Consider the following 15,726-nt stretch of genomic DNA (forward strand, 5'->3'; position numbering starts at 1 on the left):
TCATGTCGCGTTACAATGTCAAGGAAACCGAAGCGAAGTGGCAGGGCGAGTGGGAGCGGCACGGCTGCTTCACCGCCCGCGAGGACGCTTCGCGCGAGAAATACTACGTGCTGGAGATGTTCCCCTATCCGTCGGGACGCATCCACATGGGGCATGTCCGCAACTACACCATCGGCGACGTGATCGCGCGCTACAAACGCGCCCGCGGCTTCAACGTGCTGCACCCGATGGGCTGGGACGCCTTCGGCCTGCCGGCGGAGAACGCCGCGCTGGAGAAGAAGACCCACCCGGCCAAATGGACCCGCGAGAACATCGCGGCCATGCGCGCCCAATTGAAGACGATGGGCCTGTCCATCGACTGGGATCGCGAGATCGCCACCTGCGACGTGGAATATTACCGCCACGAGCAGAAGATGTTCCTGGACTTCCTGAAGGAAGGCCTGGCCTACCGCAAGGAGTCCTGGGTCAATTGGGACCCGGTCGACAACACGGTTCTCGCCAACGAGCAGGTGATCGACGGCCGCGGCTGGCGCACCGGCGCGCTGGTGGAGAAGCGCAAGCTGTCCCAGTGGTTCCTGAAGATCACCGCCTACGCCGACGAGCTGCTGAAGGGGCTGGACACGCTGGACCGCTGGCCGGAGCGCGTGCGCCTGATGCAGGAGAACTGGATCGGCAAGTCCACCGGCGTGCGCTTCCGCTTCGACCTCGTCGGACGGACGGACAGGCTGGAAGTCTTCACGACCCGGCCCGACACGCTGTTCGGCGCCTCCTTCGCCGCGATCTCCGCCAACCATCCGCTGGCCGCCGAACTGGCCGCCGGCAATCCGGAACTGGCCGAGTTCATCGCCGAGTGCAACCGCCTGGGCACCAGCGAGGAAGCGATCGAGACCGCCGAGAAGCGCGGCTTCGACACTGGCCTGAAGGTGGTCCATCCCTTCGACCCGTCCTGGGAACTGCCGGTCTACGTCGCCAACTTCGTGCTGATGGAATACGGCACGGGCGCCATCTTCGGCTGCCCGGCCCATGACCAGCGCGACCTGGATTTCGCCCGCAAGTACGGCCTGCCGGTCACGCCGGTGGTCGTGCCTGCCGACGCCGATCCCGCCGCCTTCACGGTGGGGGGCGAGGCCTACACCGGCCCCGGTCTGCTGCGCAACTCCCGCTTCCTCGACGGGCTGGAGGTCGAGCCGGCCAAGCAGGAGGTCGGCAAGCGTCTGGAGGAGCAGGGGCAGGGCGAGCGCACCACCCAGTACCGCCTGCGCGACTGGGGCGTTTCCCGTCAGCGCTACTGGGGCTGCCCGATCCCGGTCATCCACTGCGAAAGCTGCGGCATCGTTCCGGTCCCGGAACAGGATCTGCCGGTGGTTCTGCCGGAGGACGTGACCTTCGACAAGCCCGGCAACCCGCTGGACCATCACCCGACCTGGAAGCACACGACCTGCCCGTCCTGCGGCAAACCGGCGGTGCGCGAGACGGACACCTTCGACACCTTCATCGAGTCGAGCTGGTATTTCGCCCGCTTCTGCTCGCCCAAGGCCGAGGACGTCGCCTTCACGCGCGAGGCGGTGGACTACTGGCTGGCCGTGGACCAGTACATCGGCGGCATCGAGCATGCCGTGCTGCACCTGCTCTACTCGCGCTTCTGGACGCGGGCGATGAAGCAGTGCGGCTACCTGAACGTGGAGGAGCCGTTCGCCGGCCTCTTCACCCAGGGCATGGTCAACCACGAGACCTACAAGGACGCGGCGACCGGTGCCTGGCTGGCCCCGACCGACATCCGGAAGAACGATCTCGGCGACTACATCCGCAACGACAACGACGGCCCGGTGACGGTCGGCCGCGTCGAGAAGATGTCGAAGTCCAAGAAGAATGTGGTGGACCCGGCGCACATCATCGGCACCTACGGCGCCGACGCCGCCCGTCTGTTCATGCTGTCCGACAGCCCGCCGGAGCGGGATCTGGAATGGACGGAGGCCGGCATCGACGGTGCCTGGCGCTACATCAACCGCCTGTGGCGCATGGTCACGGAGTCGGCGGTGGAGCTGCCGCCCGCCGGCGCCGCGAAGCCGGACACCCTCGGCGCCAAGGCCGAGGCCACCCGGCGTCAGGTGCACAAGGCCATCGCCGGCATCTCGGAAGACCTGGAGAAATTCCGCTTCAACAAGGCCGTGGCCCGCGTGCGCGAGCTGTCGAACGCCCTGGCCGAGCTGGACGGGAAGGGCGAGGGCGAGGCCTGGGTCCTGCGCGAAGGGTTCGAGACCACCGCCCGGCTGATCGCCCCGATGATGCCGCATCTGGCCGAGGAGCTGTGGGCGCAGCTCGGCCACGCCACGCTGCTGGTGGACCAGCCCTGGCCGCAGGCCGACGCGGTCCTGGTGGTCGAGGATTCGGTCACCATCGCGGTGCAGGTCAACGGCAAGCTGCGCGCCACGCTGGAACTGCCGCGCGACATGGCGAAGGACGCCGCGGAGCAGGCCGCCCTGGCCGACGCGAACGTCCAGCGCGCCTTGGAGGGCAAGCCCGTGCGCAAGGTCATCGTCGTCCCGAACCGGGTGATCAATGTCGTCGTCTGATCCTCAAGACCGGCAAGCCGGCGTCCGGCGGCGGGGGCTTATGGCCCTCGCCCTGCTGGCTCCGGCGGTGCTCGCCACGGCGGCCTGCGGTTTCCAGCCCATGTATGGAAATCTCGGGGCGAACAGCGTCGGCGCCGCCGAGCTTCAGCAGGTGGAGATCGACGTCATCAAGGACCGCTATGGCCAGAAGCTGCGCAATCTCCTGATCGACCGCTTCTACACCGATGGCCGTCCCGCGGCTCCGCGCTACCGGCTGGAGACCGTGTTAACCGCGTCTGAGCAAAAGCTCGCCCTTCAGAAGGACGCGACGGCCACCCGTGCCCAGCTTGTCGTGAACGCCCCCTATCAGCTCACCGACGCGGCGACGGGCAAGATCCTGTTCCAGGCCAATGCGCGCTCCTACATCAGCTACAACGTGCTGGAGCAGCAGTACGGCGCCCTCGCCACGGTCGAGAACGCCTACGACCGCGCGCTGTTGGAGATCTCCAACGAGATCACCACCCGCGTGTCCGCCCATCTCGGCCACAAGCCCTGATCCGCTCAGCCTAGCGGCGATCGGTTCCCCGCCACCGACGGTGTCTTCGTGAAGCTGCAAGCCCGGGCGATCGACGGCTTTCTACGCAGCCCCGATCCCAAGATCCGCGCGGTCCTGCTCTACGGTCCGGACACCGGGCTTGTGCGCGACCGCGCCATGGGGCTGGGCCGCACCGTGGTCGCGGATCTTTCCGATCCCTTCCGGGTGACGGAGATGCTGGGCCGTGCCGTCGCCGACGATCCGGCGCGTCTGGCCGACGAGGCCGCCGCCCTGTCCTTCACCGGGGGCCGCCGCCTGATCCGCGTGCGCGAGGCGGAGGACAACGTCACCGCCGCCTTCGCCGCCTTCCTGACCGATCGGACGCCCGGCGACAGCCTCGTCGTCGTCGAATCGGGCGATCTCGGCAACCGGTCGAAGCTGCGCACCCTGTTCGAGGGGGCGGAGGGCGCCGTCGCCATTCCCTGCTATGTCGAGGAGGAGGCGGCTCTCGGCCGGGTCATCGCGGACATCCTGCACGGCCACGGGCTGACCGCCGATCCCGACGCCCTGTCCTTCCTGGCCGGCAACCTCGTCGGGGACCGCATGGTGGCACGCGGCGAGATGGAAAAGCTGGCGCTCTACATGGGGTCCGAAACGCGCGTGCGGCTGGAGGACGCCCAGGCCTGCGTGGGCGACAGCGCGGCCCTGTCGCTCGACGAGCCGATCTGGGCCGCCGCTGAGGGCGATTTCGCCACGCTCGACCGCTCGCTGGCCCGCCTGTTCGCGGAGGGCATGTCGCCGGTGCCGATCCTGCGCGCCGCGCAGCGCCATTTCCAGCGGCTGCAACTGGTGGCCGGGCAGATGGCGGCGGGCAAATCGGTGGACGCCGCCGTGGAATCGCTGCGCCCGCCGGTCTTCTTCAAGATGAAGCCGCGGCTGACCGGTCAGGCCCGCCGCTGGCCGGCGCCGCTGGTGCGGCAGGCGTTGGAGCGGCTCGTCGAGGCTGAGGCGGACTGCAAGCGCACCAACATGCCCGACGAGACGCTCTGCGCCCGCGTCCTGTTCCAGCTCGCCTCGCTGGCGCGGCGCTAGGCTTTCTTCCTTACTTCGCCGACAGGAACTGCGGCACGCGCAGCAGGATCAGCTCGTTGTGGTCCTGCTTGCCCAGTGCACGGCCCGACGAGTAGGGAAGGTTGTTGTCGTTGGCGACGACGACGTGCTCCGCGTCCACCACATCGACATCCTCGATGGTCACGAACGGAAAGGTGAACTTGCCCTTATCCCCGCCGATGCGGGCGACGCCCTTCGGATCGCCGATGTCCATCAGGTCGATGTGGCCGACCTTCTTCACGAAGCCTTCCGCGTCGGCCTGGGCGAAGTCGATCTTGTAGATGCGCTTGAACCGGGCCGGGACGTTGAAGCAATCCGCGGCGGGCTGGCCGGTGCAGCCCTTGGCCGGGTCGCCCTCGCCGTTGTCGCGCTCGATGATCAGGCCGGTGGTGGCGTCGATCATGTTGAAGTCGCCGATGTTGTTGCCGTTGGCCTCCAGCAGGTACTTGAAGCTGCGGCCCGTGAAGGCGCCCTTGGCAACGTCGAACTCGGCGATGCGCAGATACTCCCGCCCGTCCTTGGTCTCCCAGGCGCCACCGGTCCACAGCGGCCCCTCGAACAGCGGATAGAGGAACGCGCCGTCCTTTGACGCGGCCATCCCCTCAAAGCCGCGCGACCGGCGCACCTCGAAGCCGACGGCGCCGGGCACCGCCGGGGTGGAGACCGCGTAATGGTCGGGGGAGCGCACGGTCTTACCGTCCACGACGCTTTCATGCATGGCGAGCAGCTTGCCGGTCAGGTCGGTCACCAGGATGTAGGGGCCGAACTCGTCGCCGAAATACATCCGGTCACCGATGATCTGCATGCTCTCGACGTCGAAGTCGGCGCCGGTCAGGTAACGTTCCTTGGTCGCTTCGGTGACGATGGGGAAGGGCGCCTTGCGGTCCGGATCGCGCAGAAACAGCGTCTCGGCCACAGCGGCCTTCCCGGTCCGCCAGTCGATGGCCAGCTTGTGCACCGTCAGCATCGCGTCGGGCGAGTTGCCCTTGCTGCCGAAACCGTTGTCGGTCAGCACCATGAAGGTCCCGTCGCCCAGCGCCTTGATCCCGGAGAAGCCCTGGACCGGCTGGCCTTCGAAGGGCAGCGCCATGCCCGTTCCGCGCGCGGCGCCGGGCGCGGACAGGAAGGACGTGCCTTCGATGCTGCGGGGCTGATCGACGCGCTTGCGGTCGGTGGCGGTGAATTTGCCGGAGGTGCGGAACAGCTCCGGCGCGTCCGCGGGCGGGGCGACGAATGTCGCGGCGTCGATAATGCCGTGCCCGGCCAGTTCCGCCGGGAATTTCTGGTCCGCAAATGCGGGACCGGCCAGCAGGGTCCCGGCAAGGCCGGCAAGGAACAAGCGGTGAATGGGCTTCATGAGTCTCCCCCTCTGTGTCGGTTCCGGCCGCGCCGTTGCCGACCGGACGACCCTGTTTAGGGGGAGTTCATGTTAGTGCCGTTTCACTAAAGTGACAGTTTGGTTCCGTCACACCCTACTCGCCGCCGAGGCGCCGCAGCACATCGTCGAGCTGGTCCAGAGTCTGATAGTGGATGGTGATGGAACCGCCCTTGCCCTGGGGGGTGATGGCGACCTTCAGCCCGATGCGGGCGGATATCTCCTCCTCCAGGTTCACCAGATCGACGTCCTTCAGGGTCGGATCGGTGGAGGCACCACCGCGCCCGCCGGCCTTCTTCGGCTTGATGGGGGCGCTGCCACGCATCAGGTCTTCGGTCTGGCGGACGTTCAGCCCGCGCTTGACCACTTCGCGCGCCACCGACACCGGATCGGAGGAGGTGAGCAGCGCGCGGGCGTGACCGGCGCTGATCGCACCGTCCTGCACCATGCTCTTGACGGGGTCGGGCAGGGCGAGCAGGCGCATCATGTTGGCAACGTGGCTGCGGCTCTTGCCGACCGAGCGCGCCAGATCCTCCTGCGTGTGCTCGAACTCCTCCATCAGGCGCTTGTAGCCCTCTGCCTCTTCGAGGGGCGTCAGGTCCTGGCGCTGGATGTTCTCGATCAGCGCGATTTCCAGCGCTTCACGGTCCGACAGCTCGCGGATGACGACCGGCACCTCATGCAGGCCGGCGATCTGAGCGGCCCGCCAGCGGCGTTCACCCGCGATCAGCTCGTAGGAATTGGTCGTCTCCGGATCGCGCCGGACGAGCAGGGGCTGAAGGATGCCCTTGTCGCGGATCGACTCGACCAAGCCCTGAAGCGCCTCGTCGTCGAAGGTCCGGCGCGGCTGGTACTTGCCGGGGTGAATGAACTCGATGGGCACCTGCTTGGACTGGCGCACCTTGTCCAGGGCGGAATAATCCTCCGCCGCCTCGCCGAACAGCGCGGACAGGCCACGGCCCAGGCTGGCGCGGCGGGCACCGCCATCCGAACGTTTGGTATCCTCCATCATGCGCTCAGCCTCTTCTCACGGCGCAGCACTTCGCCGGCCAGATGGATGTATGCCTGCGACCCGGGGCAGCGCATGTCGTAGATCAGCACCGGCTTTCCGTGGGACGGCGCCTCCGACACCTTCACGTTCCGGGGGATGACGGTGTCGTAGACCTTCTCTCCGAAGAAGCCGCGCACGTCGGCGGCGACCATGTCGGACAGGTTGTTGCGCTTGTCGAACATGGTCAGCACGACGCCGTGGATGTCCAGGTCGGGGTTGAAGGCGCGCTTCACCCGCTCAATGGTCCGGACCAGATGGCTGAGACCCTCCAGCGCGTAGAACTCGCACTGCAGCGGCACCATCACGGCGTGGGAGGCGACCAGCGCGTTCAGCGTCAGCAGGCCGAGCGCCGGCGGGCAATCGATCAGGACGTAGTCGTATTCCAGCGCGCTCTTGTCCACCGCCTCGCGCAGCCGGAATTCGCGGCGCTCGGACGTGACCAGCTCCACCTCCGCGCCCGACAGATCGACGGACGACGTGATGATGGACAGGTTCGGCACGGACGACACGGTCGCGGCGTTCTCCAACGGCATGCCGTCGAACAGCACGTCGTAGATGCCGACACGGCGGTCGGAGCGCGGAATGCCGAGGCCGGTGGAGGCGTTGCCCTGGGGATCGAGGTCGATCACCAGGACGCGCTTGCCGATGGCGGCGAGGGCGGTTGCCAGATTGATGGTGGTCGTGGTCTTTCCCACACCACCTTTCTGGTTGGCAATCGCGATGACGCGGGCGGAAGGAAGGGCAGAGGGCATGGCAGCCTCTCGGGAAGCCTCGGAGCGGGAATGCATCAGGGTCGCGGTCTTAGACACGGGCGATACCACTCACACGCAGGATGGTTCCGGTGGGGTCGGTGCGGCTGTCGAAGCGCTCGGTCCGCATCTTCCAATATTTGGTGGTATCGGTCAATTCGTCCGCCACATTTTGGCCCTTGGGAAACAGTGCCACACCCCGATCCTGGATGAAGGGATGGGCCCATCCCAGCAGGTCGTTCAACGGGGCGAGCGCACGGGCCGTCACCACATCGGCAGCAATGGCGGTGGCGATGGACGCAACCGCCTCGATCCGCTTGTTGTGCACCGTGACCGAAGCCCCGGCGGCGCGCGCCGCCTCGCGCAAGAAGGCGCATTTGCGGGAATCGCTCTCCACCAGATGGACCTCCGGCACGCCCATGATGGCGAGGACGAGACCGGGAAAGCCAGCACCGCTGCCCAGATCGACCAGCACACGGACACCGTCCGGCAGGAGCGGGAGGAGCTGGGCCGAATCGAGGAAATGCCGGCGCCAGGCGTCGGGCAGGGTGGAGGGGCCGACCAGATTGATCTTCGGCTGCCACTTGCGCAGCGTGGCCTCATAGGCGGCGAGACGGTCCAGCGTTTCACGTGAAACACCGGTTTCCGCCTGGAACGCCGCAGCATCGAACAGGCTCATCAGACGGCCACCTTCACGTCGCGCCGTTTCACATGGCGGAGCAGGGCGACCAGCGCCGCCGGGGTCATGCCGGGAATACGGGCCGCGGCGCCCAGAGTGGCCGGGCGGGCCTGCCGAAGCTTCTGCCGGATTTCCGCCGACAGGCTGCCGATGGTGTCGGGGTCGAGATCGTCGGGAAGCTCCAGCGCCTCATCCTTGCGGAAGGCGCGGATGTCTGCCTCCTGCCGGTCGAGGTAGCCGGCATACTTGCCGTCGATCTCCAACTGCTCGGCGACGTCCGCCGGGATGGCCGACAGCTCCGGCCACAGCCGGGCGAGGGCAGGGAGGTCGAGGTCGGGATAACGCAGGAGGTCGGCGGCGGACCGGCGCACGCCGTCCTGATTGACCGCGATGCCCTGCCGCTGAAGCTCGGCCGGGGTGGCCTGGAGCGCGCGCACCAGAGTACGGCCGGCGGTCAAAGCCTCGGCCTTCGCCGTGAAGGCGTCGCGCCGCGCCGTGCCGACGCAGCCGATGGCGAGCCCCTTCGGCGTCAGCCTCTGGTCGGCGTTGTCCGCGCGCAGGATCAGCCGGTACTCGGCGCGCGAGGTGAACATCCGGTAGGGCTCGTTGGTGCCTCGCGTGATGAGGTCGTCGACCAGCACCCCGATGTAGGCATCGGCCCGGTCGAGCACGAATCCCTCCGCCGATCCTCCGGCCACCAGAGCGGCGTTGATGCCGGCCATCAAGCCCTGCGCCGCCGCCTCTTCATAGCCGGTCGTGCCGTTGATCTGGCCCGCGAAGAACAGGCCTGGGGTGCGGCGCGTCTCCAGTGTCGGCTTCAGCTCCCGCGGGTCCACGAAATCGTATTCGATGGCATAGCCGGGGCGGATCATCACGGCCCGCTCCAGACCCGGCATCGTCTTCAGGAAGCCGAGCTGAACGTCGCGGGGAAGGGAGGTGGAAATGCCGTTCGGATAGACCGTGTCGTCGTCCAGCCCCTCCGGCTCCAGGAAGATTTGGTGACGCTCCTTGTCGGCGAAGCGGACCACCTTGTCCTCGATGGACGGGCAATAGCGCGGACCGGTGCTCTGGATCTGGCCGGAATACATCGGCGCGCGGTGGAGGTTGCCACGGATCAGCGCGTGCATCTCCGGCGTCGTCCAAGTGATCGCGCAGTCGATCTGCGGCGTCTCGATCCGGTCCGTCAGATAGGAAAAGGGCGGAGGCGGGGTGTCGCCCGGCTGCTTCTCCAACGCGTCCCAGTCAATGGTCTTCCCGTCCAGACGCGGCGGCGTTCCGGTCTTCAACCGCCCGAGCGGGAAGCCCAGCCGCGCCAGCGTGTCGGACAGACCAATGGACGGAGCCTCCCCGACGCGGCCCGCCGGGGTGGTTTCCTCACCGATGTGGATCAGCCCGCGCAAGAAGGTGCCGGTCGTCAGCACGACGGTGCCCGCGGCGATGCTCTCCCCATGGCCGGTCACCACGCCGGTCACCCGGCCATCGCTGCCGATGGTCAGGTCCTCGGCGCCGCCGGCTTCGATGGACAGGTTCGGCTGTTCCCCCAGGATCGCCTGCACCGCCTGCCGGTAGAGCTTGCGGTCGGCCTGGGCGCGCGGGCCGCGGACGGCGGGTCCCTTGCTGCGGTTCAGGATGCGGAACTGGATGCCGCCACGGTCGATGGCGCGGGCCATGACACCGTCCAGCGCGTCGATCTCGCGCACCAGATGCCCTTTCGCCAACCCGCCGATGGCCGGGTTGCAGGACATCTCACCGATGGTGTCCAGCCTGTGGGTGAGGAGCAGGGTGCGCGCACCCATGCGCGCCGCGGCGGCGGCAGCCTCGCAACCGGCGTGGCCTCCGCCGACAACAATGACGTCGAACGTTCGCATGGCCGGACCATAGCCGAGTCAGCGCCGGACGCCAAGCGCTGCGACGCCGCAAAGCCCGTGTTTCACGTGAAACAGAGCGTTGCGGCGCGTTTGTCACGAAAACGCCGGGTCATTTGCCGATGCAGAAATCCCGAAAGATCACGTCCAGCAGGTCTTCGACATCCACCCGCCCGGTGATGCGTCCCAGGGCGCGGCTCGCCAGACGCACATCCTCGGCCATCAGTTCCGGCAATGGAGCGGTCAGGGCACGGCGCAGGGCGTCGCGGCATTCCTCAAGGGCGGAGCGGTGCCGGGCGCGGGTCAAAGCGGGCGCACCGCTGCCGGCCAGCCGGTCGGCGGTAAACGCCGTTAAACGCCGCTCCAGCTCCGCCAGGCCGGAACCGGTCCGGGCGGAGACCGCAACCGCATCCTGGCCGCCGACCGTCGGGATCGGAGCGTCGGCAAGGTCGGTCTTGTTCAGGACGACCACCGTGTCCCCATCCACCAGCGCAACCGTGGCCGGGTCCAGCGCGGGCAGGGCGGTGGCATCGAACACGGCCACCTTCACGTCGGCGCGGGCGGCACGGTCGAGCGCGCGGCGGATGCCTTCCTCCTCCACCTCGTCGGCGGCGGCTTCACGCAGGCCCGCGGTGTCGGCCAGAACCACCGGATAGCCGCCGAGGTCGAGATGAACCTCGATCACATCGCGGGTCGTGCCGGCGCGCGCCGAGACGATGGCGGCCTCGCGCCGGGCCAGGGCGTTCAGCAGGCTCGACTTGCCGGTGTTGGGCGCGCCGACGATGGCGATGTGCAGCCCTTCGCGCAGCCGTTCGCCCCGGCCCCGGTCATCCAGATGGGCGTCGATCTCGGCGGCAAGGGCGTTCAGCACCGGGCGGGCGGCGTCCGACACGCCGGAGGGCAGATCCTCGTCGGGGAAGTCGATGTCCGCTTCGATGTGCGCCAGCGACCGGGTCAGCCGTTCCCGCCAACCATCGTAAAGCTTGCCAAGCGCGCCCTCCATCTGCCGCAGGGCCTGCCGACGCTGGGCCGAGGTCTCGGCGTCCACCAGATCGGCCACCGCCTCGGCCTCGGTCAGGTCGAGCTTGCCGTTCTCGAAGGCGCGGCGGGTGAACTCGCCGGGTTCGGCCACGCGCAGGCCAGGCAGGGCGGACAGAACCTCGACCACACCGGCCACCACGGCGCGCCCGCCATGCAGATGCAGCTCGACCACATCCTCTCCGGTGAAGCTGCGGGGGGCGGTGAAGCGCAGGACCAGGGCGTCGTCCAGCGCCTCTCCCGTTCTAGGTTCGCGCAGCCGGACGAGGGTGGCCATGCGGGGCGCGGGCAAGGGCTTGCCGGTCAGAGCCGCCAGGGCGTCGCCGGAGGCGGGCCCCGAAACGCGAACCACCGCCACACCGGCGCGGCCGGGGGCGGTGGCGAGAGCGAAGATCGTCGGGATCATCGTACCAAATATCATTGTGCCGGGTCCGAAACGATCAACCGACCTGTTCCGGCAGCAATTCCGTTTGTTCCGGCTTCAGCATGAGCCGCTCCACGCGGCCACCGCCGATCAGGTGCGTCTCCAGGATCGAGTCCACATCGGCGAAGGAGCGGTAGGTGTACCAGACCCCCTCCGGGTAGATGACCAGCACCGGCCCCAGCTCGCAGCGGTCCAGACAGCCGGCGGCGTTGATCCGCACGCGGCCATCCAAACCCAGCTCGCGGGCGCGGGCCTTCATGTAGTCGCGGAGCTTTTCGGAACCGCGGGCGGCGCAGGAGCCGCGCTTGTGGCCATCGGGACGGCGGTTGGTGCAGGAGAAAACATGGGCTTCGAAGTAGGGCTTCGGATCGGTCACTTGCGTCCATCCTGTCCCATGGCGGCGGCCATCTGGGACCAAAACATTTTCTGAAGCTGCTCCATCCCCTGAATTCCCGCCGGCAGCCATGTCTTCAACATCGTCTCCGGGTCCATGGCGTGCAGGGAAGCCTGCATCCGCTCCTGGATGTCCTGCATCATGGCGTCCTGCATGGGCTTCACATCGGGCAGGCCCAGGAAATGGCGCGCCTCTTCGGGTGTGCAGTCGATATCGATGGTGATCTTCATGGCCCCATTCCCTTGGTAAGCGCGCGGTACGCAGGAAATTAAGGGTTGAGCGCCGCTTCGGCTCATGCCCCACTATACAGATAGGAAGCCCTGGCGCAACGGCACCGCCGCGCCAGTTTATTCCCAACCAAACCAACGCCACAGACCGGAAGCGCCCACCATGCCCGCGAACCTGCTTGGCCGGGAGACCAGCCCCTACCTGCTCCAGCACAAGGACAACCCCGTCCATTGGATGGCCTGGGGTCCCGAGGCCTTCGAACGGGCGAAGCGCGAGAACAAGCCGGTGCTTCTGTCGGTCGGCTACGCCGCCTGCCATTGGTGCCATGTCATGGCGCACGAGAGCTTCGAGAATCCCGAAATCGCCGGGGTGATGAACGAGCTGTTCGTCAACATCAAGGTGGACCGGGAGGAGCGGCCCGACGTGGACCAGATCTACCAGTCGGCCCTGTCGCTCCTGGGGCAGCAGGGCGGCTGGCCGCTGACCATGTTCCTGACGCCGGACGCCGAGCCCTTCTGGGGCGGCACCTATTTCCCGCCCGCGGCGCGCTATGGACGGCCCGGCTTCCCCGACGTGCTGCGCGGCGTGGCGGAGACCTACCGCAGCAAGCCGGAGAACGTGACCCGCAACGTCACGGCGCTGAAGGATGCGTTGGAGAAGCTGGCCGAGAACCGGGCGGCGGGCGAGATCGACCTCGCCGTGCTGGACCAGATCGCCGACCGGCTCGTGCGCGAGGTGGACCCCTTCCACGGCGGCATCGGCCACGCCCCGAAGTTCCCGCAGGTCCCGATCTTCGAGCTTCTGTGGCGGGCCTGGCTGCGCACGGGGAAGGAGCCGTTCCGCGCCGCGGTCACCAACACGCTGGCCCACATGTCCCAGGGCGGAATCTACGACCATCTGGGCGGCGGCTTCGCCCGCTATTCGGTGGACGAGATGTGGCTGGTGCCGCATTTCGAGAAGATGCTCTACGACAACGCCCAGCTTCTCGACCTGTTGACGCTGGTCTGGCAGGAGGAGCGGGAACCGCTGTTCGAGGCACGCATTCGTGAAACGGTCGGCTGGGTCCTGCGCGAGATGGTCGCCGAAGGCGGCGGCTTCGCCGCGACCCAGGACGCCGACAGCGAGGGGGAGGAGGGCCTCTTCTACGTCTGGAACGAGGAGGAGATCGACCGCCTCCTCGGCCCCGGCGCGGAGGTCTTCAAGCGCGCCTACGACGTCAAGCCTCAGGGCAACTGGGAGGGGGCGACCATCCTCAACCGGCTGCACCGGATCGAGGCGCTGGATGCCGAGACCGAGGCGACGCTGGCCGAGCAGCGGGCGATCCTTTGGCGGGAGCGCGAGAAACGGATCAAGCCCGGCTGGGACGACAAGGTTCTGGCCGACTGGAACGGCCTGATGATCGCGGCGCTCGCCCACGCCGGCATGGTCTTCGACGAGCCGGATTGGATCGAGGCGGCCCGTCGCGCCTTCGCCTTCGTCCGCGACCACATGACCGAGGACGGACGCCTGCTGCACAGTTGGCGGGCCGGGCAGCTCAAGCACCGGGCGACGCTGGACGACTACGCCCACATGGCGCGCGGCGCGCTCGCCCTGCACGAGGCGACCGGCGACGCGGAGGCCCTGGAGCAGGCGCGGGCCTGGGTGCGGGTGCTCGACGCGCATTTCTGGGACGCGAAAGCTGGTGGCTATTTCTACACGGCGGACGACGCGCGCGACCTGATCGTCCGCACCAAGTCGGCCAACGACGCGGCGACGCCCAGCGGCAACGGCACCATGCTGGCCGTGCTGGCGACGCTGCACCACCGCACGGGGGAGGACGCCTACCGGGACCGGGCGGACGCTCTCTCCGCCGCCTTCTCCGGCGAACTGAGCCGCAATTTCTTCCCGCTGCCGACCTATCTGAACGCGGCGGAGCTTCTCCAGAAGGCGCAGCAGATCGTCATCGTCGGAGACCCGCAGGCGCCGGACACGGCGGCGCTGCGCAGGGCGGTGCTGGACCGCTCGCTTCCCGACCGCATCCTCAGCGTCCTTCCGCCGGGGACGGAGCTGCCCGCGGAGCATCCGGCCCACGGAAAGGGCATGCAGGACGGGGTGGCGACCGCCTATGTCTGCAGCGGGATGACCTGCTCCCCGCCGGTCACCGCGCCCGAGGCCCTGGCCACCGCCTTGAACCGGAGATGAGACCCATGGGGACGCTGCCCAGCAATCCGACCGTCGGGAGCCTAACCATCGACAGCCCGCTGGGCCTGCTGACCGTCAGCAGCGCTTCCGGCGCCATCGTGGCTCTCGACTGGGGACGGCTGGGGGACGACCGGCCGGACCCCGTTCTGGAGGAGGCGGCGCGCCAGCTCCGCGACTATTTTGCCGGGACGCGGTTGGACTTCGACCTGCCGCTGGCCCCCAGCGGGACGGCTTTCCGGCAACAGGTCTGGGCGGCGATGCGTGCCATCCCCTATGGCGGCGTGCTGACCTACGGCGATGTCGCGCGGATGCTGGGCACCGCGCCACGGGCCGTGGGCGGGGCCTGCGGCGCCAACCCGATTCCTGTCATCATTCCCTGTCACCGCATCGTCGGGGGCGGCGGGGCGCCCGGTGGCTATTCCGGCCTGGGCGGCTTGCAGACGAAGGACTGGCTGCTCCGCCACGAGCGGCAGCACCGGATGACAGATGAGAAGACCGGCGATACGCTGGAGCTTCAGCTTCTATAAAAAGGGAAGGGACCAACCACCATGGTTCACGCGATCCGCATCCACGATTACGGCGGACCCGAAGCGCTGCGCTGGGACGAGATCGAGGTGGGCGAGCCCGGCCCCGGTCAGGTGCGGCTGCGCCAGACCGCCGTCGGGCTGAACTACATCGACACCTACCACCGCTCCGGCGCCTACAAGCTGCCGCAGCTTCCCGCCGTCATCGGAACCGAGGGCGCCGGCGTGGTCGAGGCCGTGGGGCCGGACGTGACGACGCTGAAGCCCGGCGACCGGGTGGGCTACGCGCCGTTGATCGGCGCCTATGCCGAATCCCGCCTCGCCCCCGCCGACCGGCTGATCCCGCTGCCAAGCTGGATCGAGGACCGGCAGGCCGCCGCCATGCTGCTCCAGGGCATGACCGCCCAGTTCCTTCTGCGCTCCACCTATGTGGTGCAGCCGGGGGACACGATCCTGGTGCAGGCCGCCGCAGGCGGTGTCGGCCAGATCCTCTGCCAGTGGGCGAAGCATCTCGGCGCCACCGTGATCGGCACGGTCAGCAGCGACGAGAAGGCGGAGCTGGCCCGCGCCAACGGCTGTGACCATCCCATCGTCTACACGCGCGAGAACTTCGTGAACCGCGTGAAGGACCTGACGGACGGGCAGGGCGTGCCGGTGGTCTATGACGGCGTCGGCAAGACGACCTTCATGGACAGCCTGGACTGCCTCAAGCCCCGCGGATTCATGGTGCTGTTCGGCGCGGCGTCCGGGCCGGTTCCGCCGCTGGATCTCCAGGTTCTGGCGGCCAAGGGCTCGCTCTACGTCACGCGCCCGACGCTGTTCACCTACGTCGCCAAGCGCGACGACCTGATGGCCAGCGCCGCCGATCTGTTCGAGGTGGTGCATTCCGGCGGCGTGACCATCAACGTCGGCCAGACCTTCCCGCTGCGTGACGCGGCGGAGGCCCACCGGGCGCTGGAGTCCCGCGCGACGACCGGTTCGACGGTGTTGCTGCCGTAAGGCGTTCCGGCCCTCTCCCGCC

Annotated in this window: 14 protein-coding genes; 6 read left to right on the forward strand and 8 right to left on the reverse strand. The window is 68.1% G+C overall.

The window, feature by feature from the left end; genetic code table 11:
- Positions 1–2: 2 nt before the first annotated feature.
- From leuS to holA, 3 genes are read left to right on the forward strand one after another with little or no spacing between them, the layout of a single operon-like run.
- Complete coding sequence (leuS, locus tag DS843_RS05450) at positions 3–2,573, forward strand: leucine--tRNA ligase (protein WP_149467866.1); 2,571 nt, start codon at positions 3–5, stop codon at positions 2,571–2,573.
- 40 nt (positions 2,574–2,613) lie between these two features.
- Positions 2,614–3,108 (forward strand): LPS assembly lipoprotein LptE, encoded by a 495-nt coding sequence (gene lptE / locus DS843_RS05455; RefSeq protein ID WP_286191953.1) that lies wholly within the window; start codon positions 2,614–2,616, stop codon positions 3,106–3,108.
- A 48-nt stretch (positions 3,109–3,156) separates the two neighbouring features.
- Positions 3,157–4,179, forward strand: a complete 1,023-nt coding sequence (gene holA / locus DS843_RS05460; protein ID WP_149467868.1) for a DNA polymerase III subunit delta — start codon at positions 3,157–3,159, stop codon at positions 4,177–4,179.
- A gap of 10 nt (positions 4,180–4,189) precedes the next feature.
- Here holA and DS843_RS05465 read toward each other — a convergent pair whose 3' ends face one another.
- The 8 genes from DS843_RS05465 to DS843_RS05500 all read right to left on the reverse strand — a co-directional run bounded on the left by DS843_RS05465 (position 4,190) and on the right by DS843_RS05500 (position 12,002).
- Entirely contained in the window at positions 4,190–5,554 is a 1,365-nt protein-coding gene (locus DS843_RS05465; protein WP_149467869.1) for an esterase-like activity of phytase family protein, read from the reverse strand.
- A gap of 115 nt (positions 5,555–5,669) precedes the next feature.
- On the reverse strand, positions 5,670–6,584 hold the full coding sequence (locus DS843_RS05470) for a ParB/RepB/Spo0J family partition protein (RefSeq protein ID WP_149467870.1): 915 nt from the start codon (positions 6,582–6,584) through the stop codon (positions 5,670–5,672).
- On the reverse strand, positions 6,581–7,375 hold the full coding sequence (locus DS843_RS05475; protein ID WP_149467871.1) for a ParA family protein: 795 nt from the start codon (positions 7,373–7,375) through the stop codon (positions 6,581–6,583). Before DS843_RS05475 ends, DS843_RS05470 begins: the two co-directional genes overlap by 4 nt.
- Positions 7,376–7,424: 49 nt before the next feature.
- Positions 7,425–8,051 (reverse strand): 16S rRNA (guanine(527)-N(7))-methyltransferase RsmG, encoded by a 627-nt coding sequence (gene rsmG / locus DS843_RS05480; RefSeq protein WP_149467872.1) that lies wholly within the window; start codon positions 8,049–8,051, stop codon positions 7,425–7,427.
- Positions 8,051–9,919, reverse strand: coding sequence for a tRNA uridine-5-carboxymethylaminomethyl(34) synthesis enzyme MnmG (mnmG, locus tag DS843_RS05485; RefSeq protein WP_149467873.1), 1,869 nt, complete (start codon positions 9,917–9,919; stop codon positions 8,051–8,053). Before mnmG ends, rsmG begins: the two co-directional genes overlap by 1 nt.
- Before the next feature lie 109 nt (positions 9,920–10,028).
- Positions 10,029–11,357: a tRNA uridine-5-carboxymethylaminomethyl(34) synthesis GTPase MnmE gene (mnmE, locus tag DS843_RS05490; RefSeq protein WP_475849053.1), complete on the reverse strand. Its 1,329-nt coding sequence runs from the start codon at positions 11,355–11,357 to the stop codon at positions 10,029–10,031.
- A 37-nt stretch (positions 11,358–11,394) separates the two neighbouring features.
- Positions 11,395–11,754, reverse strand: a complete 360-nt coding sequence (locus DS843_RS05495) for a (2Fe-2S) ferredoxin domain-containing protein (protein ID WP_149467875.1) — start codon at positions 11,752–11,754, stop codon at positions 11,395–11,397.
- Positions 11,751–12,002, reverse strand: a complete 252-nt coding sequence (locus DS843_RS05500) for a DUF6489 family protein (protein ID WP_149467876.1) — start codon at positions 12,000–12,002, stop codon at positions 11,751–11,753. Before DS843_RS05500 ends, DS843_RS05495 begins: the two co-directional genes overlap by 4 nt.
- Positions 12,003–12,162: 160 nt before the next feature.
- Here DS843_RS05500 and DS843_RS05505 point away from each other — a divergent pair, with 160 nt between their 5' ends.
- The 3 genes from DS843_RS05505 to DS843_RS05515 are packed head-to-tail and all read left to right on the forward strand — an operon-like array spanning position 12,163 to position 15,704.
- Positions 12,163–14,181, forward strand: a complete 2,019-nt coding sequence (locus DS843_RS05505) for a thioredoxin domain-containing protein (RefSeq protein WP_149467877.1) — start codon at positions 12,163–12,165, stop codon at positions 14,179–14,181.
- A gap of 5 nt (positions 14,182–14,186) precedes the next feature.
- Entirely contained in the window at positions 14,187–14,708 is a 522-nt protein-coding gene (locus tag DS843_RS05510; protein ID WP_149467878.1) for a methylated-DNA--[protein]-cysteine S-methyltransferase, read from the forward strand.
- 21 nt (positions 14,709–14,729) lie between these two features.
- On the forward strand, positions 14,730–15,704 hold the full coding sequence (locus DS843_RS05515; RefSeq protein ID WP_149467879.1) for a quinone oxidoreductase family protein: 975 nt from the start codon (positions 14,730–14,732) through the stop codon (positions 15,702–15,704).
- Positions 15,705–15,726 lie beyond the last annotated feature (22 nt).

The sequence above is a fragment of the Roseomonas genomospecies 6 genome (assembly GCF_008365375.1).
Classification (GTDB): domain Bacteria; phylum Pseudomonadota; class Alphaproteobacteria; order Azospirillales; family Azospirillaceae; genus Azospirillum.